The 21,560-nt window shown below is 63.1% G+C and carries 20 protein-coding genes; 10 read left to right on the top strand and 10 right to left on the bottom strand.

The features are described from left to right. The first annotated feature begins 2 nt into the window (after positions 1–2). Genes MHY87_RS12095 through MHY87_RS12085 form a run of 3 tightly spaced genes read left to right on the top strand, consistent with a single transcriptional unit; the run spans position 3 to position 2,569 of the window. On the top strand, positions 3–947 hold the full coding sequence (locus MHY87_RS12095; protein WP_239352039.1) for an alpha-E domain-containing protein: 945 nt from the start codon (positions 3–5) through the stop codon (positions 945–947). A gap of 4 nt (positions 948–951) precedes the next feature. Further along, positions 952–1,770 carry a transglutaminase family protein gene (locus MHY87_RS12090; protein WP_239352038.1) on the top strand — a complete coding sequence of 273 codons (819 nt, stop codon included), beginning with the start codon at positions 952–954 and terminating at the stop codon, positions 1,768–1,770. Positions 1,771–1,819: 49 nt separating this feature from the next. Further along, on the top strand, positions 1,820–2,569 hold the full coding sequence (locus MHY87_RS12085; protein ID WP_239352037.1) for a peptidase: 750 nt from the start codon (positions 1,820–1,822) through the stop codon (positions 2,567–2,569). 28 nt (positions 2,570–2,597) lie between these two features. On the opposite strand, the gene MHY87_RS12080 is transcribed toward MHY87_RS12085, so the two are convergent. Together MHY87_RS12080 and rpmB are read right to left on the bottom strand one after the other, a co-directional pair. After that, entirely contained in the window at positions 2,598–3,230 is a 633-nt protein-coding gene (locus MHY87_RS12080) for a queuosine precursor transporter (protein WP_239352036.1), read from the bottom strand. A gap of 96 nt (positions 3,231–3,326) precedes the next feature. Next, positions 3,327–3,617, bottom strand: a complete 291-nt coding sequence (rpmB, locus tag MHY87_RS12075; protein WP_091130872.1) for a 50S ribosomal protein L28 — start codon at positions 3,615–3,617, stop codon at positions 3,327–3,329. Positions 3,618–3,861: 244 nt separating this feature from the next. Between rpmB and MHY87_RS12070 the strand changes: the two genes are divergently transcribed. From MHY87_RS12070 to MHY87_RS12045, 6 genes are all read left to right on the top strand, one after another. Beyond that, positions 3,862–4,743 (top strand): DUF3108 domain-containing protein, encoded by an 882-nt coding sequence (locus MHY87_RS12070; RefSeq protein ID WP_239352035.1) that lies wholly within the window; start codon positions 3,862–3,864, stop codon positions 4,741–4,743. Positions 4,744–4,932: 189 nt separating this feature from the next. Then, entirely contained in the window at positions 4,933–8,013 is a 3,081-nt protein-coding gene (locus tag MHY87_RS12065) for a helicase-related protein (protein WP_239352034.1), read from the top strand. Between the two features lie 15 nt (positions 8,014–8,028). Continuing rightward, positions 8,029–8,328, top strand: a complete 300-nt coding sequence (locus MHY87_RS12060) for an RNA-binding S4 domain-containing protein (protein ID WP_239352033.1) — start codon at positions 8,029–8,031, stop codon at positions 8,326–8,328. 164 nt (positions 8,329–8,492) lie between these two features. Further along, on the top strand, positions 8,493–8,831 hold the full coding sequence (fdxA, locus tag MHY87_RS12055) for a ferredoxin FdxA (protein ID WP_239352032.1): 339 nt from the start codon (positions 8,493–8,495) through the stop codon (positions 8,829–8,831). A 383-nt stretch (positions 8,832–9,214) separates the two neighbouring features. Beyond that, the gene (locus MHY87_RS12050; protein ID WP_239352031.1) at positions 9,215–9,796 is read left to right on the top strand and encodes a CarD family transcriptional regulator; all 582 of its coding nucleotides are present in this window, start codon (positions 9,215–9,217) and stop codon (positions 9,794–9,796) included. Between the two features lie 169 nt (positions 9,797–9,965). Next, positions 9,966–10,838 carry an RNA polymerase factor sigma-32 gene (locus MHY87_RS12045; protein ID WP_239352029.1) on the top strand — a complete coding sequence of 291 codons (873 nt, stop codon included), beginning with the start codon at positions 9,966–9,968 and terminating at the stop codon, positions 10,836–10,838. Positions 10,839–10,990: 152 nt separating this feature from the next. Here MHY87_RS12045 and MHY87_RS12040 read toward each other — a convergent pair whose 3' ends face one another. From MHY87_RS12040 to MHY87_RS12030, 3 genes are all read right to left on the bottom strand, one after another. Next, positions 10,991–12,412: a M48 family metalloprotease gene (locus MHY87_RS12040; protein WP_239352027.1), complete on the bottom strand. Its 1,422-nt coding sequence runs from the start codon at positions 12,410–12,412 to the stop codon at positions 10,991–10,993. Between the two features lie 6 nt (positions 12,413–12,418). Beyond that, entirely contained in the window at positions 12,419–13,246 is an 828-nt protein-coding gene (locus MHY87_RS12035; protein ID WP_239352025.1) for a thermonuclease family protein, read from the bottom strand. 104 nt (positions 13,247–13,350) lie between these two features. After that, the gene (locus MHY87_RS12030; RefSeq protein WP_239352023.1) at positions 13,351–13,563 is read right to left on the bottom strand and encodes a sugar phosphorylase; all 213 of its coding nucleotides are present in this window, start codon (positions 13,561–13,563) and stop codon (positions 13,351–13,353) included. Positions 13,564–13,710: 147 nt separating this feature from the next. Between MHY87_RS12030 and MHY87_RS12025 the strand changes: the two genes are divergently transcribed. Continuing rightward, entirely contained in the window at positions 13,711–14,304 is a 594-nt protein-coding gene (locus MHY87_RS12025; protein WP_239352021.1) for a hypothetical protein, read from the top strand. A gap of 455 nt (positions 14,305–14,759) precedes the next feature. Here the strand turns inward: MHY87_RS12025 and MHY87_RS12020 are convergent, their stop codons facing one another. The 5 genes from MHY87_RS12020 to MHY87_RS12000 are packed head-to-tail and all read right to left on the bottom strand — an operon-like array spanning position 14,760 to position 21,482. Then, positions 14,760–15,563 (bottom strand): siderophore-interacting protein, encoded by an 804-nt coding sequence (locus MHY87_RS12020; RefSeq protein WP_239352019.1) that lies wholly within the window; start codon positions 15,561–15,563, stop codon positions 14,760–14,762. Between the two features lie 25 nt (positions 15,564–15,588). Then, positions 15,589–17,571, bottom strand: coding sequence for a Fe(3+)-hydroxamate ABC transporter permease FhuB (gene fhuB / locus MHY87_RS12015; RefSeq protein ID WP_239352017.1), 1,983 nt, complete (start codon positions 17,569–17,571; stop codon positions 15,589–15,591). Beyond that, positions 17,561–18,454, bottom strand: a complete 894-nt coding sequence (locus tag MHY87_RS12010; RefSeq protein ID WP_239352015.1) for an ABC transporter substrate-binding protein — start codon at positions 18,452–18,454, stop codon at positions 17,561–17,563. The genes fhuB and MHY87_RS12010 overlap by 11 nt, the downstream gene beginning before the upstream one ends. After that, positions 18,451–19,284: an ATP-binding cassette domain-containing protein gene (locus MHY87_RS12005; protein WP_370644919.1), complete on the bottom strand. Its 834-nt coding sequence runs from the start codon at positions 19,282–19,284 to the stop codon at positions 18,451–18,453. The genes MHY87_RS12010 and MHY87_RS12005 overlap by 4 nt, the downstream gene beginning before the upstream one ends. Continuing rightward, positions 19,284–21,482 carry a TonB-dependent siderophore receptor gene (locus MHY87_RS12000; protein WP_239352013.1) on the bottom strand — a complete coding sequence of 733 codons (2,199 nt, stop codon included), beginning with the start codon at positions 21,480–21,482 and terminating at the stop codon, positions 19,284–19,286. The genes MHY87_RS12005 and MHY87_RS12000 overlap by 1 nt, the downstream gene beginning before the upstream one ends. Positions 21,483–21,560 lie beyond the last annotated feature (78 nt).

Genomic DNA, 21,560 nt, shown 5'->3' with positions numbered 1-21,560 from the left:
CCGTGCTGAGCCGTGATGCAGACAGCCTCTACTGGCTCTCCCGCTATGTGGAGCGCGCGGAGAACACCGCGCGCATTCTCGATGTGGCCTATCGCATGGCTTCGATGCCTATCTCGTATAACGGCATCGAGACGAACGAGTGGGAATCCGCTCTCACCACGGCCTATGGCATCGACCAGTTCCGCACGCTCTACGGCGAGGCGACGCCAGAGAACGTGATCGAGTTTCTGGCCTTCTCGGAAGACAACTCGTCGAGCATCCAAAGCTGCTTCAACACCGCTCGGCAGAATGCGCGCTCCGTGCGCTCCGCGCTCACCTCCGAGATGTGGGAGGCGATCAATTCCGCATGGCTCGATCTTCGGCGCTACCGGCCGAAGAAGATCAATGTCGAGGAGCTGCCGCGCTTCCTCAATCTCGTTAAGGAAGCCTCTCTTCGCTATGACGGTTCCGCCATGCGCACCATGCTGCGCAACGACGCCTATTGGTTCTCGCGGCTCGGCGTCTATATCGAGCGCGCCGACAACACCGCGCGCGTGCTCGACGTGAAGTATCACGTGCTGCTGCCGAAAGATGCGGAGGTCGGCGGCGGCATCGATTATTATCAATGGGCCGCCATTCTGCGCTCCGTCTCGGCGCTCGTGAGCTATCAATGGGTTTATCACCAAAACCTGCGGCCCTGGCTCGTGGCGGATCTCTTGATCCTGCGCGAGGAGATGCCGCGTTCGCTCGCTGCCTGCTATGGCGCGCTCTCCCGTCATCTCGATGACATCGGTCATCGCTATGGTGTCTCCGGCAGCGCGCAGCGTCAGGCGCGCTCCATCCATGCGCGTCTCGTAAACCGGAACATCGAAGACATCTTCCAGCATGGACTGCACGAGTTCCTGCAGGAATTCCTCGCCGAGAATAACCGCCTCGGTCTTGCCATCTCGCAGCAATATCTGGGCTAGACGAATGCGCATTCGCATCACACACGAGACGGTCTACAGCTATAGCGAGCCGGTGAAATCCGCGATCCAGCTGCTGCGCCTGACCCCGCGCGGGCACGAAGGGCAGACTGTCCTCAACTGGAATATCGATGTCGATTGCGAGGCCAAGCTCCTGCGGCGGGAAGATTGGTACGGCAACATCGCGCACAGCCTCTTCGTGGCAGGCCCTGTCGGAGAGATCACCTTGCGCGTGGCAGGCGAGATCGAAACCTCCGACACGGCGGGCGTGGTGCGCGGTGGTGTCGAGCGTTTTCCGGATCTGTTTTACTTGCGGCAGACGCCACTCACCCGTGACAGCATCGCCATCAGCGAGTTCGCCGACAAAGCGACCGCGAATCTTTCCAGTCCGCTCGATCAGGTCCACACGCTGAACCGCGCGATTTACGAGCGCCTGCGCTTCGACACGGATGCGACTCATCCCACGACGACCGCCACGGAGGCATTCTCGGCGGGACATGGCGTGTGTCAGGACTTCACCCATGTTTTCCTGGCAGCCGCGCGATACCTGAACATCCCGGCGCGCTACGTTTCCGGCTATCTCCACAAGCCGGGAGAGGCCGTTCAGGAGGCGGGGCACGCCTGGGCTGAGGCGTTTGTCCCATCCCTCGGCTGGGTGAGCCTCGATCCTGCCAATGGCATTTCCGCAACGGAACATTACGTCCGGCTCGCCATCGGGCTCGATTATCTTGATGCGGCTCCCGTCAGAGGCAGCTATTACGGGATCTCCCGTGAAGCGCTCGACGTTCGTTTGAGGATCGAGGGCGCCCGTCAAGCACAGGCGTGAGATGGCCTTGAAACCGCAGCTCGATCAGAAGGCACCCGTAGGAGCACCCATGACTTATTGCGTCGGCATCCTCGTGCGCGATGGCCTGGTGATGATCGCGGATACGCGCACCAATGCAGGCGTCGACAACATCGCCACCTTCCGCAAGCTGCACCTGTTCGAAAAGCCCGGCGAGCGGCTGGTGACGCTGGCGACCGCCGGCAATCTCTCGGCCAGTCAGTCTGTCATGTCGCTTCTGTCGGAGGGCATCGAGAATCCGGAGACGGGCGAGATCGAGACGCTGATGAATGTGCCCAGCATGTTCAAGGCCGCCCAGCTCGTCGGCCGCGCCATCCGCCATGTCTACGCCATCGACGGCATTGAGATAGAAAAGCGCGGCATGACCTTCGACGTCACCATGCTGATCGGCGGCCAGATCGGGCAGGGGCCGATGCGGCTTTACCAGATCTACGCGGCGGGCAACGCCATCGAGGCGACGCTCGATACGCCTTTCCTGCAGATCGGCGAGCCGAAATACGGCAAGCCGATTCTCGACCGCGCGATTGCGCATGAGACTGAGCTGGTGGAAGCGTTGAAACTCGGCCTCATTTCGATGGATTCAACGCTCAAATCCAATCTCGGCGTAGGCCTTCCCATCGACATCGTGGTCGCCAAGCGCGATGCGCTTCAGGCTCAAATCACCTACCGCATTCAAGAGGACGAGCCTTACTTCCGCGACCTGCGCGAACGCTGGTCGGCGGCGTTGCGCGCGGCGCATCAAGCCATTCCCCATCCGCCTTACGCGGACAAGGTTCTCTGATCGAGTAATGCGAGAACGGGACCGCCGATCAGGCGGTCCGGTGATGGTGCTTCGCTTCGAAGCGCATAAGCCGCAGGATTGCGCCGTAGGGAGCAATCGAGATGGCGGCGAGCGCGAGTTTCACCATGTAATCGGCAACGGCGAGATTCACCCACGGAAGTGCGATGCATTCATCCGCGATGCCGGCATGGCTAAGAACATCGGTGATCGTGAGGCCGAGGCCCGGGAGCGCGCCGCAATAGAAGGCGATCGAGAAGAAGATCGCCGTGTCGAGGCCGGACGAGATCACCGAGGACACGAAGGGCGGCATCCACCAGGCATGGCCGCGAAGGCGCGTGAAGATGTGGATGTCGAGAAGCTGGGCAACGAGGAAGGCGGCGCCTGAGGCAATCGCGATGCGCGGCGTTGCGAGATAGATCGACAAAGCCACGGCCAGAACGAAGCCGGCATAGACCACCCGGCGCGCGCCTTTGGGGCCAAAGCGGCGGTTCGACAGGTCCGTCACCAGGAAGGCGAAAGGATAAGTGAACGCGCCCCAGGTCAGGTAATCCCCTAAGCCCAGGTGCTGGAAGGGATACTGAACCAGAATATTCGACGAGAGGACGACGATGGTCATGGCGGCGAGCGCAATGAGGAAGTCGCGATGTCCGGTCTTAATCATGATCGGCCTTCTCGAAATTCAGCTAAGCTATTGAGGCAACGCAAAACGGGCGGCCGTGAGGCCGCCCGCAGCGTATAAAACTTTCGAGACGAAAGATTAGCTCGCAGCGGCGAGCTTCTTCTCGATCTCGCGCTTCACAGTGAGGGCGGTGCTCGACAGCTCGTCAGCCGAGGCCTTCGCGAGGAAGGCATCGAGGCCGCCACGGTGCTCGACGGAGCGCAGAGCATGGGCGGACACGCGCAGGCGCACGGAGCGCTGCAGGGTGTCAGACTGGAGCGTGACGTTGCAGAGGTTCGGCAGGAACTTCCGCTTCGTCTTGCGGTTCGAGTGGCTCACGAGGTGGCCACTCAGCACGGCCTTGCCGGTCAGTTCGCAACGGCGCGACATGGGTTCAATCCTATCGTATAAGGGGTCACGGCTTCGATCTCACGGGTTTGCTTCAACGCAGATCCCGCGCGGCCGGACACCAGAAGTCCTTGGAAGGTGCAGGGCTATAGGCTGAAAAGGGGCCCGGCGTCAAGAATAGTGCGACAGCAGAACTCGTTTTTTTGCGCTGCCATGGTCATGATTTATTCGGATTCTCATGGCATGCAACAGAATAGACTAACGGGACAGCCCCGAGAAAGCCTCCATGCGCCTCATCGCTTCCGCTCTGTTAACCTTAACCGTTGTCGGCCTCGGCTCCCAGGCTCAGGCCCAAGGTCAGGCATCTGCGGCACAGACCCTGAAGGTGAACTACAATCTCTCCCTGGCGGGCCTGCCGCTGGGGAAGGCTGATCTGTCCTCCACCTTCACCGGCCCGAAATACGAAGTGCAGGGCAATGTGAAGCTCTCGGGCCTCGTGAAGATGATCACCGGCGGCAAGGGGGCTGGCACCGCCTTCGGCACGATTGCCGGAGCCCAGCTTCAGTCCAACGGCTTTGCCGTCTCCTCCAAGTCCTCCGGCGAGCAGCGCACCGTGCGCATGGCGCTCGACAGCGGCAACGTGGTCGAGACCGAAATCACCCCGCCGGTCGAGCCGAAGGAAGACCGGGTGCCGGTAAAGGATGCCGACAAGAAGGGGGTCATCGATCCCTTGAGCGCCCTCATCATGCCAGCGGTTGCTTCAAAAGGCCTCACCGATCAGGCCAATTGCAACCGCGTCATTCCGGTTTTCGACGGGGCCGCCCGCCAGAACATCATCCTCTCCTATGCGGAGACGAAGAATGTCGCGGTGCCGGGCTATTCCGGTCCGGTCCTCGTCTGCAATGCTCGCTGGGTGCCGATCTCCGGCCACCGCACGCAACGCCCCTCCACCAAGTTCATGCAGGACAACAAGGACATGAACGTGTGGCTGGCCCCGGTGGAAGGCGCGCGGGTTCTCTTTCCCATCAAAGTCGCCGTGCGCACCATGGTCGGCATGGGCGAGCTGGAGGCCGCGAACTGGTCGCTTGAGGGCGATGTGAAGCCGGCCTCGGTAACGAGACCCGCAGGCAAGGCGCGGGAGCCCGTCAAGGCCGGAGCCGGGCAATAAGCCCTCATATTCCTTGAAGAATTCTCCGGTTTCCGGTAGCGAAACCGATGCAAGGTCCCATATAAGAAAGGGCCTGCCGAAGGTTCGGGCCAGGCCTGCTTTGTGAGAGGCTTCCTGCGTCGGTTCACGTGCGGGAGCGTCTCGACCCTCTCACCCGGGATCGTATCCGACATTACCCCGCATCCAGGCATGCTTCGCCGTTCTCTTCCTCCGCAAGTGCGCGCGCGCGGCGTCACCGCCGTGCTCGGGCCCACCAATACCGGCAAGACCCATCTCGCCATCGAGCGCATGCTCGGTCATGACAGCGGGATGATCGGCCTGCCGCTGCGCCTGCTCGCGCGTGAGGTTTATCAGAGGGTGGTCGAGAAGGCGGGCCATCACAACGTCGCCCTCATCACGGGCGAGGAGAAGATCAAGCCGGACAAGCCCCGCTATTGGATCTCCACCGTGGAGGCCATGCCGCGCGATGTGGACGTGTCGTTCGTCGCCATCGACGAGATCCAGCTCGCCTCCGATCTCGACCGCGGCCATGTATTCACCGACCGCCTCCTGAACCAGCGCGGACGTCAGGAGACCCTGCTCATCGGCTCGGCGACCATGCGCCCGCTGATCGAGGCGCTGATTCCCGGAATCCATGTGGTCACGCGGCCGCGTCTGTCGCAGCTGACGTTCGCAGGCGAGAAGAAGGTCTCGCGCCTGCCGCGCCGCTCGGCCATCGTCGCCTTCTCGGCGGAGGAGGTCTACGGCATCGCGGAGCTCATCCGCCGCCAGAGCGGCGGCGCCGCGGTGGTGCTCGGCGCGCTCTCTCCTCGCACCCGCAACGCCCAGGTGGAGCTCTACCAGAACGGGGATGTGGATTATCTGATCGCCACCGACGCCATCGGCATGGGCCTCAATCTCGATGTGAACCATGTGGCCTTCGCGTCGGACAAGAAGTTCGACGGCTTCCGCTTCCGCAAGCTCTACAACCCGGAACTCGCGCAGATCGCGGGCCGCGCAGGCCGCTACATGCGCGACGGCACCTTCGGCTCTACGGGCCGCTGCCCGCCTTTCGATGCGGAGACGGTGGAGGCGCTGGAAAACCACACCTTCGATCCCGTGCGCATCCTGCAATGGCGCAATCCGGATCTCGATTTCTCGTCCCTCGGGCGGCTTCGCGATTCTTTAGGGCAGCAGCCCCGGGAGCATGGCCTCGTGCGTGCGCCCACCGGCGAGGATCTGGCGTCCCTGGAGATTCTGGCCCGGGAAGACGACATCCAGGCCTTCGCCCGCACCAAATATGCGGTCGAGCGGCTTTGGCAGGTCTGCCAGGTGCCCGATTATCGAAAAGTTTCACCCCAGACCCACGCGGATCTGATCGGCCAGCTCTATCGATTCCTGATGAAGGACGGAGCGGTTCCGGCGGATTGGTTTGCCCGGCATTTGTCGGCTTCCGACCGTACGGATGGGGATATCGACACCCTCTCCAACCGCATCGCCCAGGTGCGAACTTGGTCTTTTGTCGCAAACCGTCCCGACTGGTTGAAGGATCCGGAGCATTGGCAGGGTGTTGCGCGTCAGGTAGAGGACAAGCTATCGGATGCGCTTCATGAACGTCTCGCCCAAAGATTCATCGACCGGCGGACGAGCGTTCTCATGCGGCGCTTGAGAGAGAACACGATGCTCGAAGCGGAAATTACGACCACCGGCGACGTCACCGTCGAGGGACAACATATCGGCCACCTGCACGGATTCCATTTCGTGCCTGATCCCCAGGCCGATACCACGGAAGCCAAGACCCTGCGCAATGCCGCCAGCAAGGCGCTGGCCGGCGAGATCGACGCGCGGGCCGACCGGTTCGCCGAAACCCCGGACACCACGCTGGTCCTGTCGAACGACGGCACGGTGCGCTGGCAGGGCGACCCGGTGGCGAAGCTGGAGCCCGGCGACAAGCTGTTCGAGCCGCGCGTGCGCATTCTCTCGGACGAGCACCTCACCGGTCCCGCCCGCGACAAGGTGGACAACCGCCTGCGCGCCTGGCTGAAGGCCTATGTGGTGCGCCTGCTCGGCCCCGCGATGGACCTTGAGACCAATGCTGAGCTCGCCGGCCTTGCCCGCGGCATCGCCTTCCAGGTCGGCGAGGCCATCGGCGTGCTCGAGCGCGCCAAGGTGCTCAACGATGTGCGCAGCCTCGACCAGGATGCCCGCGCGGCGCTCCGCAAGGCGGGCGTGCGCTTCGGTGCCTATCACCTTTACCTTCCGGCCCTGCTGAAGCCCGCCCCGCGCGTTCTCGCAACGCAGCTCTGGGCGCTCCAGAACGGCGGCCTCGACCAGAAGGGCATCGACGAGATCGCCCATCTCGCCCAGTCCGGCCGTACCTCGATCCCGGTCGATCAGGAGATCGCCCACGGCCTCTACCGTGCCGCCGGCTTCCGTGTCTGCGGCGGCCGCGCCGTGCGCGTCGACATCCTGGAGCGTCTGGCCGACCTGATCCGTCCGGCGATTTCCTACCGTCCCGGCATCACCCCCGGCGAGCCGCCGGCCGGCGCCGCCGATGGCGAGGGCTTCGTGCCGACGGTGGCCATGACGTCGCTCGTCGGCTGCGCGGGCGAGGATTTCGCGACCATCCTGAAGTCGCTCGGCTACGTGATGGAGCGCCGTCAGGGCCCGGCCATCACCGTGCCGCTGATTCCGGCCGCTTCCACCGAACCCGCTGCCGAGACACCTGCTGAAGCTCCCGCCGAGGCTCAGGCCCTGGCCGAGGAGACCGGCGCTGTCGCCGTGGAGGCTCCCGGGGCCTCCGTTCCGGCAGAGACCGTCGAGGCCAGCGCCGCCGAGGCCGTGGCCTCGCCCGAGGGTCAGGCGCTGGGATCGGCTGAAGGTGCTGCGGAGGCGCCTGCCGAGCCCGAGACGATCGAGATCTGGCGTCAGCATCGCCGTCATCACGAAGGCGGGCACGCCCGTCAGGGCCGCGAGGCTCGTGGCAACCGCGGTGAGCGCGGTGAGCGTTCCGAACGAGGCGAGCGTCCCGAGCGCGGCGACCGCCGTCCGCGTCATGGGGACGGTCAGGGCGAGCGCCCGCGTCGCGAGGCCCAAGGGGAGGGCGGCCGTCCGCAGAACCGTCCGCCGCGTGGCCCCAGGCCCGACGACCGGCGCGGTCCGCGTCCCGATAAGCGCGCCGACAACCGCCGTGAGGGCGGCCAGGAGCGCCGGGAGAAACAGCCGGACCCGAACTCGCCCTTCGCCAAGCTGATGGCCCTCAAGGCCCAGATGGAAGACGGCAAGAAGTAAGGATGAGGATGGCGAATGCGTGAGGACCGGCAGCGGCTCGATAAGTGGCTCTGGTTCGCACGCTTCGCCAAAACCCGGACGCTCGCCGCCAAGCTCGTGACGAGCGGGTTCGTCAGGGTCAACGGGCAGCGCACGGACAATGCCGCCAAGGCCGTCGCCCTCGGTGACGTGATCACCATCGCTCTCGCCCGCACGGCCCTGGTGGTGCGGGTGGAGGCCCTCGGCGAGCGCCGGGGCCCTGCGCCGGAAGCAAGGCAGCTCTACGCCGATCTCACCGAAGGCGAGGGAACGCTTGTCAGCGAGGACGACAAGTAGCGCATCGTGCGGAAAAGTGGTCCCGGTTTTCCGCTTTCACGATGCGCTCCCTTAGAGAGCATCGGTTTGGCTCCCAAAAGTGCCTTCCACTTTTGGGGCCGATGCGCTAGAGCGACTGAAAGACCTACGCTTTTTCTTTTTGGAAAGACCCTCGAAGGACCGTCATGACCTACGTCGTCACTGAAAATTGCATCAAGTGCAAATACATGGACTGCGTCGAGGTGTGTCCGGTGGATTGTTTCTACGAGGGCGAGAACATGCTCGTCATCCACCCCGACGAGTGCATCGATTGCGGTGTCTGCGAGCCGGAATGCCCGGCCGAGGCCATCAAACCCGATGCGGAGCCCGGCCTCGAGCAATGGCTGAAGCTCAATGCCGACATGGCCAAGAGCTGGCCCAATCTGACGCAGAAGAAAGAGCCGCCGGCCGACGCCAAGGAATTCGACGGCGTCGCGGGTAAGTTCGAGCAGTATTTCTCGTCCAATCCCGGCGAAGGCGACTAAGCGGGACAGGTGCTCCGGAGCCTTTAAGGCACGGCCATAAACCGTGCTTCTTTACGCTACGCTTTGAAATATTTTTGCTTTTTCGGCCGGACTGTGATAGGGTCCGCAAATGCCGTCGCTTGCGCTCAAGCCGTGCACCGTCCCTCGCAGGTCGTCGGTTCACACACTGAAGCAATGATGCACGAAACCTGGCCGAAGGGAGACGAACCTGCCTTGGGTCCAGGAAGAGCGTTTTTGAGCTGCTGCTTACATCAGGGAGTCGCGCGGAAGTGTCAAGTTCCGTTCGCGCTCATCTCATTCCTGTTCCCCTGGGTCCCTGCCCAGTGGAACCATCGCTCCTGAGCCCTTAAGGGCAAGGGACCATGCAAGGAGGCCCCTCTCGCATGACAACCGCTAAGAAGTCCACCCCGCGCCTGGGTTTCAAGTCCGGCGAAGCCATTGTTTATCCCGCTCACGGCGTCGGCCGCATCACGGCCATCGAGGAGCAGGAAATCGCCGGCTTCAAGCTGGAGCTCTACGTGGTCTCCTTCGATAAGGACAAGATGGTCCTGCGAGTCCCGACCGCGAAAGCTGCCACCGTCGGCATGCGTAAGCTCGCCGAACCGGCCCTCGTGCAAAAGGCTCTGGACGTTCTGACGGGTCGTGCCCGCGTGAAGCGCACCATGTGGTCGCGCCGCGCTCAGGAATATGAAGCGAAGATCAATTCCGGCGATCTGATCGCCGTGACGGAAGTCGTGCGCGACCTGTACCGCTCCGAGGCTCAGCCCGAGCAGTCCTACAGCGAGCGTCAGCTGTACGAATCCGCTCTCGACCGCGTCGTGCGCGAGATTGCGGCTGTGAACAAGATCACGGATACGGAAGCCCTCAAGCTCATCGAGCAGAGCCTGGCCAAGTCCCCGCGCCGCGCCAAGGGCGCCGAGGCGGACGATGCCGAGGGCGACGACGTGCAGGAAGAAGCCGCGTAATAACAACGCAGCTTCACGCAAACCCTTTAAAAGCCTGGCCTTGCGCCAGGCTTTTTGTTTGCGGCCGCACCTTGTCGTCGGGGTTTTGGAATCTATTTTGCAAAACTTAGCTATTCGGCGTGAACTTTTTCCCGCCTGAGCCGTTGTGTCTCTGCCAAGGGAGGACACAATGGGAGAAATCTCAGGCGTTCGGCGTCGTTTCGTTCGCGCCGCTATGAATGCACCTTTTCTCGAGAGAGAAGAGGAGCATCTGCTTGCCGTGCGCTGGAAGGAACAGCGCGACGAGACAGCTCTTCACCAACTGACAGCCGCGCATATGCGTCTCGTGATCGCGCTTGCGGCCCGCTTTCGTCATTATGGCCTGCCCATGGCGGATCTAGTGCAAGAGGGCCATGTAGGCCTTCTCGAAGCCGCCGCCCGCTTCGAGCCGGAGCGGGAAGTCCGGTTCTCGACCTATGCGACCTGGTGGATTCGCGCTTCCGTGCAGGACTACATCCTTCGTAACTGGTCAATTGTCCGTGGCGGAACAAGTTCCGCTCAGAAGGCTCTTTTCTTCAACCTCCGTCGTCTGCGCGCTCGCCTGACGCGTGGCGGTGAGGAGCGCATCTCCTCCGAAGTGCATGCGAAGATCGCCGAGGCGATCGGCGTGTCGAAGGCCGATGTCGCTCTCATGGATGCCCGCCTCTCGGCTCCCGACACCTCGCTGAACGCACCGGTGCTTGATGCGGACCCGTCGAATTCGGCGGAGCGCGTGGAGTTCCTTGTCGATACGAGCCCCTTGCCTGATGAGAGCGCGACCGACGTGATCGACACCGAGCGCCGCGTGCGCTGGCTCAGGCAGGCTCTCGAAGTGCTCAACGAGCGTGAGCTTCGCATTCTGCAGGCCCGTCGTCTCGACGACGAGCAGGTGACCCTCGAATTCCTCGGGGACCGCCTCGGGATCTCGAAGGAGCGCGTGCGTCAGATCGAGAACCGCGCGCTGGAGAAGCTCAAGCGCGCCCTGGTGGACAAATATCCGCAGGCCTCGGGCGCCTTCGTCTAAGGTTGATCGACAATCGTGAAACGGATCAGGCGAGCGGGAAACCGTCTCGCCTGATTTCGTTTGGCTGCGATGGTCAGGGGGCACAACCCTCATCCTGAGGAGGTCATGTAAGCGACCGTCGCGAAGGTGAGGCTGTGCGGATGGCTGAGCTGTTACTCGACGACGATCTTGTAACGCTCGCCCGGCTTCAGCGGCCCATTGCGTTCCAAACCATTGATCAGCAGGAAGCGGTCGAGGGCGCGGTCGATGGGCATGCGCGAAGCGAGCGACTGAGCCGTATCGCCACGCTTGGCCGTGACGATCTGGAGCTTAAGAGGGCGGATACGGCGGGCTTCGTCGGGCTGGACCTGGCGCACGCTGTTGAGGGTGCGCTGGAACATGTTCTCCAGGTCCGCGCCGCCGCTGCGGGCGGCCATGATCAGGCGGTAGGTGGTGTTGCCGATGCGGATGGCCGAAAGCCGGAAGGTCCATTCCTTGCCGTTCGACAGGGCGGTCACGACCGGCAGGTCGTTGATCGTCGTCGGTACAAGGCTGCCCGGCTCGATGGTATCGGTCCAGGTGGAGCGCAGAACCTCTTCGAGGCTCTGTCCGGCGGGGGTGTCGGCGGCATCGAAGAGCAGGCGGCGCTCGCCGTCGGAGGAGGAGCCGAGGACGGCCTGGGAGGTATTTTCCAGGGTGAAGCCCTCGGGCGCCTCGAAGGCGACACCGAGGCGGGCATGGGTGAAGCGGCGGCCCTTCACGACGCCGTCGCTCGGATCGTCCCCGTAAGCCAGTCCGTCGAGGGCCGCCAGGTATTCGAGCTTGCCGGTCTCGCCCATGCCCGGAGATCCAGCGCGTCGAGCGGCCTGCAGCGCCTTCGAAATGCGCTCCGACGTGCTCGGGTGGGAATCGACGCGGTCCGGGCCGCTATTGGCGGAGCTGCTGGCGGAGCGGCCGAGCGCCGTCAGGAAGCGCGGTGCGCCATAAGGATCGAAGCCTGCGCGGGCAAGCACGGTGATCCCGGTCTGGTCCGCCTCGAGTTCCTGCGAGCGCGAGAAGCTCGCGAGTGTCGAGCGCGCCTGGTTCTGCACCACGGCGGCTTCCTGGGAATCGTTTAAAACGTTTTCCGCCACGCGCTCGATCAGCTGCGAGCGGGCCTGCAGCTCGTTGCGCTGCGATGCATGGCGCAGGGTGACGTGGGCGATTTCGTGCGAGAGCACCGCCGCCACCTCGGAGGTGTCGCTTGCCAGCGCCAGAAGCCCACGCGTGACGTAAAGGCGACCGTTCGGCAGGGCGAAGGCATTCGCCACGGGAGAATTGAGGATTGTGACCTGATAGGCCTCGTCCGGCCGGTCGGTGGCCATGACGAGCCGGTTCACGGCATCGGTGAGAAGGCGCTGCATCTGCGGAGCGCGGCCTTCGCCGCCGAAGGCGGATATGAGGCGGATGTGGTCGCGGTCGCGATCCGGCCCGATCACCCGAGGCGCGTTGGCCGGGAGGGACGTGTTGCCGAAGCCTGTGCAGGCCGAGACCAGGCCTGCGATCATCAGGCCGGAGGCGATCCGGATCGTACCTTTGTGACGTCTATCGCGCATGCTCGCTCATCGGGCCAAGCGTTTGCCTTCACTTCGGTTGCCCGGAAGGTTTGTGCCTTCAAGGCGCTCGATCATCTCCGGTAAGTCAATGGTAAGGGCCGTGCCTTGCCAAGACTGCAAAATGCCTCGGGCCCGAAGGGTGCTGCCTTTCAGCGAAGCCGCCGAGAAGCCGCGTTCGGCCATCTGCATCCATGCCTTCCGAGGAATGATGATCGTGAAGTCTTCTGCCCAGTGCCCCCCGAAATTCAAATAGGTTCTCTGCTTGCGTTCGCCGACGCTGCGAACCCGCCCTTCGACGATCACGAAGCGACCGACGCGCTCTTTCAAGCGGTCGGCCTGATCGACAGGAATGGGGTTATAGCGGTCATCGGCCCAAAGACCAAGGTGTCGTTCCCTGGCCGTTTCTTCCAGGGCGAGCAATTCGGGATGACAAAAGACCGGATCGGCTCCGGCGTCCACGAGAGCCAAGCCCGCCTCGACGAGTCCATGGCCGAGATCGAGGGAGAGAGAACCCTGTTGCATCCTTGCGCGCAGGGGCATGCGGTCCCAGCGGTCGCGGCTTCCCTGAACGGTCACCAGAAGAGGCTGGCCGACCTTGGCCCTGAGCCAATCGAGGGCCTGTTGCCTGTGGGTGTCGGGAAACCGGATGCCCGAAAGCCGTGCCAGGCGCTCCGAAGCCAGGATGAGATCGCCCTCGGGGGAAATGCCCTCGAGACGATCCTGCTTCGCATCATTCACGCAGCTGAGTGGGGCTGGCCTCGGCGCCGTGCGCTCCTGCGCCGCCGCTTCAAGCGAAAACGCAGCCCATATGCCCAGCGCAATTCCGATCCGCATGCCTGATCCCAGTTGAGGTCAGGATCATAAGCGGACTTTCCGGAGCAGCTAGGCTTAGATTTGCAGGGCTCGTGCTTTTCCTGTGCGGGGCTGTGCTTTCGCTTCTACCAACGGATCACCAGCACCGTCTGGTTGCCGTTGCCGAGCTCGACCGCTTCCAAGCCTTCCGACCGCTTGTTCTGTGGCTTGGCATCCTCGACGATCTCGAATTCCTCCACATGGGTTGCGAAAGCCTCGTCCACTTCTGCAACGCAGAGCAGGGTATCGGGGGGAAGGTTTTCCACCTTCTTGAGAAAGTCGCGCAGGGTTTGAGCCATAGAATGAACGCCTCCGGTCCCTGTCAAATCTATCCATTGGCGGGGAGTTCCGGCAAGCGCGGCGCTTATCCTTCGATAAGCCGTTCTCTGCCCTGGCGGAGAGGAGTAAAATGAGCGGGCCGGTCGCGCAGCAATAGGAGGTGAGCCATGAAAAGGCGTCACACTCTCGCGTGGTTCGCATGCAGCGTAATGACTTTCGCTTTCATCGGCACGGGATTGGCCCAGCACCAGCACACGGCCGGTTCCATGAATGATGAGGATCTCATCAAGAGCGCCATGGCGGCGGCTCCGCCCACCATCGCCAAGGATGCGAGTGTCGCGGCGGTTGCCACTGACGGTCAGATGCGGGTTCTCCGGAAAGGCACCAATGGCTTTACCTGCCTGCCCGACAACCCGAATACACCGGGACCCGACCCCATGTGTGGCGATCAGAACGCCATGGAATGGGCGAAGGCCTGGATTGAGAAGAAGGAGCCGCCGAAGAACAAGGTCGGATTCCTCTACATGCTCTCGGGCGGAACCGACGCCAGCAACACCGATCCGTACGCGCAAAAGCCCGAGGCCAACAACAACTGGATCGAGACGGGGCCTCATGTGATGGTCGTAGGCGCCAAGGGCATGATGGAGGGCTATCCCAGAAGTCCGAAGCCAGACACGGCGCAGCCCTATGTCATGTGGCCCGACACACCTTATGAGCACCTCATGCTTCCGGTTTCCACGCCGGAGGCTGCAACACGCTAAGGCCGGCTACGCCGCCGTGCCGATGACCGGTGGCACGGCGGCGTTCCGCAGCCTCAAGCCTGATCGAAGCAAGGTTCGCCCTGTTGCCTTGGACCGCGGACCGCTTTAGGAGAGAGGGGACGTCCGCGTAGCTCAGCAGGACAGAGCAAAGGTTTCCTGTTTTCAAAATCGGGGGTTGCAGTCGGAAACGCTGCAATCGATCTGCTCAAAGTCGGGGAACGCTTCGCCGCACTCGCGGCATGCCAATCCCGAGCCAAGCCCCTCACGGGGAAGGTGTAGAGACTGGACGGGCAGCACCTAAGGGCCTTCAAGCCTAGGGTGAAGGGACAGTCCAGGCCACGAACGTCCTTGAGAAGGCTCTGGGACGGCGGCGAAAGCCGAAGTGGTATGAAACCTGAGGTCGGGGGTTCGAGTCCCTCCGCGGACGCCATTTTATCCGGGTGATGCTCGCCCGGTTAATCCAAGTATCCGAAGCCGCCTTCGGCCTGGCCGCGGCGCCAATAATTCAGAATATACATCTGATCCCGGTCGAGTCCGTGCTTCGTCTTCATGTGCGAGCGGATCGACCGCGCCGTCGCGCTCTCCGCGCCCGCCCAGACGAAGACGCGGCTATGGGCCGGCCATGAGGCAGCCTTCACCGCGTCCTGGAGAACCGGAGTCTCTTTCTTGCCGAGAAGCCATTTGATATCGACGCCCGACGGCTTGCCGAAGATCTGCTTCTCGGATTCGTCGGGGATCTCGATATAGGCTTCGCCGCGCGCCGTTGCCGGCAGGTTTTCCAGAATGAAGGCGATGGCGGGAAGCGCCGTCTGATCGCCGGCGAACAGATACCAGTCGATGTTCTGCGTCGTCGTGCAGCCCGGCCCCCACAGGCCGACAGGGTCGCCTGCTTTCGCGCGCGCGGCCCAGGCCGAGGCGACGCCTCGATCTCCATGCATGACGAAATCCACATGCAGCTCGCAAGCATCCTTATCGAAGTGGCGCACGCTGTAGGTGCGCATGACGGGGCGCCTGTCGAGAGCAGGCCAGATCAGGCGACCGTCATCGCTCAAGGTGGGCCACTCAGGCTCGATGCCGTTCGGCGGAATCAAGAGCTTGATGTAGGGGCCGAGCGCGTTCGTCGGCACGTCGAAATTTTCGAGATCGCGTCCGCCGAGAACGATCCTGCGCATATGCGGCGTCAGATCGTAGATGCGCACCACATGCAGCACGCAGAGCTGCAGCTTCGGTTCGATGCGGGGAGCAGCGGTCAGAGACATGGATGAGTTCCTCTCGAACAAGCGCTCATCGCCCGCGCCTCGTGAGATGCCAGATCAGGTAGGGAACGCCGATCAGGGCCGCCACGAGACCGGCGGGCAATTGGAAGGGGAAGATGACGATGCGGCCGAGCCAATCAGCCAGCACCATGAGAATGGCGCCGATCAGGCCTGCGCCGATCAGTTGCTCGAACGCGCGGCGCAAACCGAGCGCGCGCGAGAGATGCGGACCCACGAGCCCTGCAAATGTGAGCGGCCCGATGGCGAGGACGGAGGCGGCGGTGAGAAGCGCCGTCAATCCCATGATGGCAAGACGCGAGAAACGCAGATCGATGCCGAGCTCCCGCGCGGTTTCCTCGCCAAGCGGAAAGATGTCGAGCTGGCGTGAGAAGAGCGGCGCGACGAGGAGCAGCGGAGCAGCCATCGCCAGCGTCGCCCACACGGTCGCGGCATCGGCCCTGTAGGTCGAGCCCGCGAGCCATGCGAGAAGCTGCGCGGCGCGCGGATCGCCCAATGCGATGAAGCTTACGATGATCGCGTCGAGAAAGGCGCTCAACGCAACGCCCGTCAGAAGCAACTGATCGGGCGCGGAGCGCGAACGGATGCCGCGCCAGAGAAGAACGGCAAGCACGGCGAATGCGCCCACGAAACTCATCGCCAATTGCAAACTGCGGCTGGGCGCAGTGCTGATCACCATACTCAAGAGAATGCCGATGGCGACGCCGGTTCCAATGCCGAGAACTTCGGGGCTCGCTACCGGATTGCGTGTGAGACGCTGTAGAAGCACGCCCGCCATACCGAGCATCGCGCCGCCGAGAAGTGCGACGCTCACGCGCGGAACGCGCCATTCCGCGAGAGCGGACAGCATCTCACCATCGGCAATGGACCAACCTGCGACGGAGCGTCCGACCATGATGCCGATGATCGTAGCTAGCAGAAGGACCGCAACGAGAAGAGGAAAGAGAAAAGCAGGCTTATGCAGTGTCGCAGGCGTGGTGGAATCCGGAGCGAGATCGGTGCTCGACGATTTCAGTTGCGGCAGCAGCCACAGGAGAAGAGGCGCGCCGAGAAGAGCCGTTATCGCACCGGTCGGCAGGAAGTCGGAAAAGCCGCCGCTGACACTCTGAGCCGCTTGATCGACGAGAAGCAGAAGGCCCGCGCCCATGAGCGGTGCCACGACGAGGCGCTCTTGAAATCGGCGTGCGCCGGCCAGGCGTGCAATCTGCGGGGATGCCAATCCGATAAAGCCGATGATGCCGACGGAGGACGTGACGAAAGCGGTGAGCAGAACCGCGATGAAGAGGGCGGCTAGCCGTAGCAGGCGTAGTGATACGCCGAGCGCGCTCGCGCTCTCATCGCTGAGCGTCAGCACGACGAGAGGACGCGCCAGCAATGCGGTGAGAAGGGCGCAGACCAGCAGGCGCGGCAACAGATAGATAACGACGGACCAATCCTGCTGCGCCAGCGATCCTGCGCCCCAGATGTAGAGCGAAGAGATGTATTCCTGGTTCAGCAGTTTCAGCGCGACGACGAGGGAGCCGCAGAACAAGCTCGTGACGAGGCCCGCCAGGATCAGCGTGAGGGATGAGAACCCGCGCGCCGACGAGACGGCGAAGATGAGGCCTGTGACGGCCAGAGCACCGGCAATCGCCACGAATTCGCGGCCAGCACCGAGCAGAAAAGGCGCCCAGATCGTCGCGATTACGAGCGCAAGCTGTGCACCCGCCTCGACGCCGAGCGTGGTGGGCGAGGCGAGGGGATTGCGCAGAACATGCTGGAAGATCGTGCTCGCAAGTCCCAGCGCCGCTCCGCACAAGATGGCCGTGATGAGACGCGGCAGGGAGCTGTAATGGAAGAGAAGCTGTCGTACGTCTTCGATGGCAGGATGCAGCGATGCCTGCGGCCACAGGATGAATGGCAGCTGGGTGCCCAGGCGTAGAGCCGCCCATGTCAAGGCCAGCAACGCAAGGCATGTCGCCAGCGCGAATGAGCGGGAGGAGCTAGCCTGCACGGGCACTCTCCCCGGCAAGCAGCGTCCGTTTCAGATTGCGCGCAAACCGTTCCGCGGTGGAGACATCGCCGAAGGCCCAGGTTGTCGGGAGCGTGCTGACGCGCCCTGCGCGCACGAAGGGCAAACTGCGCCACAGACCTTCATGCGTTGCGTTCAAAGGCGCATCGGGAGGAACGGGTGCAACTGCAAGAAGCCGCGCATTGGCATAGGGGGAAAGCTCGTGGATGCCGATGAGGGTGAAGCCCCAGAAATTTGTCGGCCGGTTCCAGGCGTTGCGCAGGCCCAACCGGTCGAGCACGTTGCCGAAGAGACTATCAGTGCCGTAAACGCGGGTGTGGCGGCCGTCCATGAAGCCTGCCAGAAGAAGAGGCGGGAGGTTGCGTCCCGCGAGACTTTCTCTCGCTGCCGCAAAGGTTGCTTCCGCACGGGCGATGACGGCCTCCGCCTGAGTTTCGGCGCGCAGGTCGCGGGCGATCGCGCGCAGCACCTCGACCGAGCGGGCCAGCGGCTTTCCATCAGGCGTGTAGGTTGCGTAAGAACGCGTCGGTGCGATCCGCTCCAGAAACGGGCGGACGCTTTCGCTGAACGGGGTCGTGAGAATCAGATCAGGTTTCAGTGCGGCGAGAGCTTCGAGGTTCGGTTCCGTGCGAAGGCCGACATCCTGGACGCCAGGAGGAATCGGAAAGTCGTCGGCCCAGCGGCGATAGAGATCGATCTCGGCGATGCCGGCAGGCGTGACGCCGAGAGAGAGAACGGATGTCGTGAGGCCCCAATCGAGAATGGCGACGCGCGGATGCGTGTTTCCGTTTTCCTGCGCGACGACTGGCGTCATCGGCAGCAGAAAGGCGGCAAGGCATTCGCGCCGGTTGAGGCCTTTCCTCATCGGGCGAACCCGATCGGTGCGTCGGAGGCCGGATGGCGGATCACTTCCATGGGAATGCCGTAGACCATTTCAAGCACGTCGCTCTGCATGAGGTCGTCGGGCTTGCCCTGGATACGGATGTGGCCTTTCTGCAAAGCGATCAGCTCGTCGCAGAAGCGGGCCGCCATGTTGATGTCGTGGAGAATGGCGACGACGCCGAGATTGCGGCTGCGGCTCAAATTGCGCAGCAGACGCAGAACTTCGATCTGATGCGCGAGGTCGAGAGCGGATGTGGGCTCGTCGAGAAGAATGAAGCTGCTGTCCTGCGCGACCAGCATGGCGATCCACGCCCGCTGACGCTCGCCGCCGGACAGGGTGTCGACGAGGCGATCCGCAAGATCGTCGAGCTGCGCCAGCTGCATGGCCTCGACGACCTTCAGGTGATCCTCAGAAGAAATGCGGCCCAGCGGGCCATGCCACGGGTAGCGCCCGAACCTGACCAGTTCGCGAACGGTCAGACCCGTGGTGGCCGGAGTCTGTTGCGGCAGATAGGCGACATGGCGCGCGAAAGCCCGCGCGCCATAGTTCTCAAGAGGCGTTCCGGCGTAGCGGATCGTGCCGCTGCTCGGCTGAGCTTGACGGCCCAAGAGCTTGAGGAGCGTGGACTTGCCCGATCCGTTATGCCCGATGATTCCGTAGACGCATCCCTGTCTCAGGGAGAGGGAAGTGGGCGCAAGCAATGTGTGCCCGTCGATGGACAGGCTTGCGCCCGCCATCTCGTAAACGTCACCGGCCCGCCCCGAAAGATCGGGGCAGGCCGTGGCCTCACGATGCCGGAAGGGGCCCTGCATCACCACTTGTAGCTCGCGCTGAGCGTTGCTCTGCGGCGGTCGCCGTAGAAGCAGGCTGCGGAAGACGAGCAGGAGCCGACGTAAACGTCGTCGAACAGGTTCGACACGTTCAGCGCGACGCGCCAGTTGTCCCGCTCGTAGTGGAGAGCGGCATCGGCCAGTGTGTAACCTGGAACGGTCAGGGTGTTGGCGGCATCCGCATAGGATTCGCCGACGAAGCGAACGCCTGCGCCCACGCCGAAGCCTTTGAAGGTTCCTTCCTGCACCGTGTAGTCGAGCCATAGGGAGCCGAAATGCTCCGGTACGCCCGTCGGCATCAGACCGATATTGAGAGGGTTGAGATCCTTGGTCGTCTCGAGATCGTAGACGGTGAAGGCGCCGACGAGGTTGAGGCCGTCCATCAGGCTGGCATTGACCGAGAGCTCGGCACCCTGCGAACGCACTTCGCCAGTCTGAACCTGGAACAGCACGTTGTTCGGATCGGTCGTGATCACGTTCTGGCGCTTCAGGTCGAACAGGGCGACAGTGACGAAGCTGTCCATGCCGACCGGCTGATACTTGACGCCGACCTCGACCTGCTCGCCAGTTTCGGGATCCAGCGGACGGCCTGTTGCGAAGTTGGTGCCGATCTGCGGATCGAAGGAGCGCGAATAGCTCACGTAAGGAGCAAGTCCGACATCGGTGTTGTAGACGAGGCCCGCGCGACCGCTGAACTGGCTGTCGTTCCCCTCATAGCTCGATGAGGGGAAGAGGGTATTCGTATTGTCCGTGTTCACCCAGTCGTGACGTCCGCTCAGCACCAGGGTGAAGCGGTCGATCTTGATCTGATCCTGCACATAGGCGCCGAGCTGCGTCTGAGTGGTGTTGCTTAAGTTGTAGCGCGACGTTGTCGGCGTGGCGGGGATGTAGACCGGGTTCACGAGGTCGAGCGACGGCCCCATCTCGAAACCCTGCTCGTCGTCGATGCTGTAGCGCTTGTAGTCGAGACCGAGTAGCAGTTTGTGCTGAAGCGGGCCCGTCGCGAACCTGGCTTCGGCCTGGTTGTCGACCGTGAACAGATCGACGCGCGGCTTTGTGACGAAGTTGCCGCGGGCCAGCAAGGCCTGAGTGGCCGTCGGAGCGGCGGCATAGCCCAAACCGTAGAGCGTCGTGAAGTCGATGGCGAGATGGTTGTAGCGCAGGTTCTGGCGCAATGTCCAAGTGTCGTTGAAGCGATGCTCGAACTGATAGCCGATCATCGCCTGCTCGCGCTCGAAGGAGTCGAAGCCGGGATTGCTGGTGAACAGCTTGGTGGGGATGCGTCCGAACGGAGCGGGCACCACGGTGCCCGCATAAGGCAGGAAGTTCTGGCCGTTCGTCTTGTCCTTCTGGTACGAGCCGAGGATCGTCAGCGTCGTATCGTCGGAAGGCTTCCAGGTCAGGCTCGGCGCGATGAAGGCGCGGTTGTCTTCCGAGTCCTCGACCTGGGTATCGCCGATGCGGCCGAGGCCGACGACGCGGTAATAGAACTGGCTGTCGCCGCCATTGACCGCGACCGGCCCGCCGAGATCGAAGGCGCCATACACGTTGCCGTAATTGTTGACGCCCATCGTGATTTCACGGAACGGCGTCAGAGGCGGTTTCTTGCTGACGGCGTTGATGAGACCGCCGGGGCTGCCGCCACCGTAGAGAACGGAGGACGGGCCGCGCAGGATCTCGATGCGCTCAAGGCCGTAAGGTTCGAGCTTGAACGTTGCGAAGGCGGTCGAGAAGAGCTGCAGTGAATCGAGATAATAGCCCGTCGCCTGAGAGGGGAAACCACGGATCAGGAACCAGTCGTTGCGGGCATCGTTGCCGAAGGATTCCGAGCGAACGCCGGGAGAATAGCGCGTAGCCTCGACCACCGACTGCGCGCCCTGATCCACGATCTGCTCGCGTCCCACGACGGAGACGGATTGAGGCGTCTCGATGAGCGGCGTGTCGGTCTTGCTGCCGGTTGTTGTCTGCGTGGCGACATAGCCGTTCACGGGGCCCGTGCCGGTCTCGCGCTGCTCCGTCACGGTCACCGCGTCGAGCTGAATGGCACCATTGGCCTGCGGAGCGTTTTGCGCATGAGCCGCTTGAACTGCAAGCACGAGCCCGCCGAGTGCGGTCGTTGCGAGGAGCCCCCAAAGCCCTGCGCGGTGGAACGACATTCCTGTTGCGTCCTGATTGTTCATTTCTTGTCCTCACCGGCGAGGGTCAAGGTCTCGCCCGCATGTCTGTGATGGGAGATCATCTCTCCCTTGTTGTTGCCT

The sequence above is a fragment of the Microvirga sp. ACRRW genome (assembly GCF_022346925.1).
Lineage (GTDB): Bacteria > Pseudomonadota > Alphaproteobacteria > Rhizobiales > Beijerinckiaceae > Microvirga.
This window is presented reverse-complemented; position numbering and strand designations above follow the sequence as displayed.

What these genes read in the sequence shown, in the direction of transcription:
- MHY87_RS12005 (WP_370644919.1), bottom strand. Translation starts at nt 19,284, where the DNA reads ATGCAGGGCCCCTTCCGGCATCGTGAGGCCACGGCCTGCCCCGATCTT.
- MHY87_RS12010 (WP_239352015.1), bottom strand. Translation starts at nt 18,454, where the DNA reads ATGAGGAAAGGCCTCAACCGGCGCGAATGCCTTGCCGCCTTTCTGCTG.
- MHY87_RS12090 (WP_239352038.1), top strand. Translation starts at nt 952, where the DNA reads ATGCGCATTCGCATCACACACGAGACGGTCTACAGCTATAGCGAGCCG.
- MHY87_RS12025 (WP_239352021.1), top strand. Translation starts at nt 13,711, where the DNA reads ATGAAAAGGCGTCACACTCTCGCGTGGTTCGCATGCAGCGTAATGACT.
- MHY87_RS12045 (WP_239352029.1), top strand. Translation starts at nt 9,966, where the DNA reads ATGGGAGAAATCTCAGGCGTTCGGCGTCGTTTCGTTCGCGCCGCTATG.
- MHY87_RS12000 (WP_239352013.1), bottom strand. Translation starts at nt 21,482, where the DNA reads ATGAACAATCAGGACGCAACAGGAATGTCGTTCCACCGCGCAGGGCTT.
- fdxA (WP_239352032.1), top strand. Translation starts at nt 8,493, where the DNA reads ATGACCTACGTCGTCACTGAAAATTGCATCAAGTGCAAATACATGGAC.
- MHY87_RS12065 (WP_239352034.1), top strand. Translation starts at nt 4,933, where the DNA reads ATGCTTCGCCGTTCTCTTCCTCCGCAAGTGCGCGCGCGCGGCGTCACC.
- MHY87_RS12030 (WP_239352023.1), bottom strand. Translation starts at nt 13,563, where the DNA reads ATGGCTCAAACCCTGCGCGACTTTCTCAAGAAGGTGGAAAACCTTCCC.
- MHY87_RS12060 (WP_239352033.1), top strand. Translation starts at nt 8,029, where the DNA reads ATGCGTGAGGACCGGCAGCGGCTCGATAAGTGGCTCTGGTTCGCACGC.
- MHY87_RS12040 (WP_239352027.1), bottom strand. Translation starts at nt 12,412, where the DNA reads ATGCGCGATAGACGTCACAAAGGTACGATCCGGATCGCCTCCGGCCTG.
- MHY87_RS12050 (WP_239352031.1), top strand. Translation starts at nt 9,215, where the DNA reads ATGACAACCGCTAAGAAGTCCACCCCGCGCCTGGGTTTCAAGTCCGGC.
- MHY87_RS12085 (WP_239352037.1), top strand. Translation starts at nt 1,820, where the DNA reads ATGACTTATTGCGTCGGCATCCTCGTGCGCGATGGCCTGGTGATGATC.
- MHY87_RS12035 (WP_239352025.1), bottom strand. Translation starts at nt 13,246, where the DNA reads ATGCGGATCGGAATTGCGCTGGGCATATGGGCTGCGTTTTCGCTTGAA.
- MHY87_RS12020 (WP_239352019.1), bottom strand. Translation starts at nt 15,563, where the DNA reads ATGTCTCTGACCGCTGCTCCCCGCATCGAACCGAAGCTGCAGCTCTGC.
- MHY87_RS12070 (WP_239352035.1), top strand. Translation starts at nt 3,862, where the DNA reads ATGCGCCTCATCGCTTCCGCTCTGTTAACCTTAACCGTTGTCGGCCTC.
- MHY87_RS12080 (WP_239352036.1), bottom strand. Translation starts at nt 3,230, where the DNA reads ATGATTAAGACCGGACATCGCGACTTCCTCATTGCGCTCGCCGCCATG.
- rpmB (WP_091130872.1), bottom strand. Translation starts at nt 3,617, where the DNA reads ATGTCGCGCCGTTGCGAACTGACCGGCAAGGCCGTGCTGAGTGGCCAC.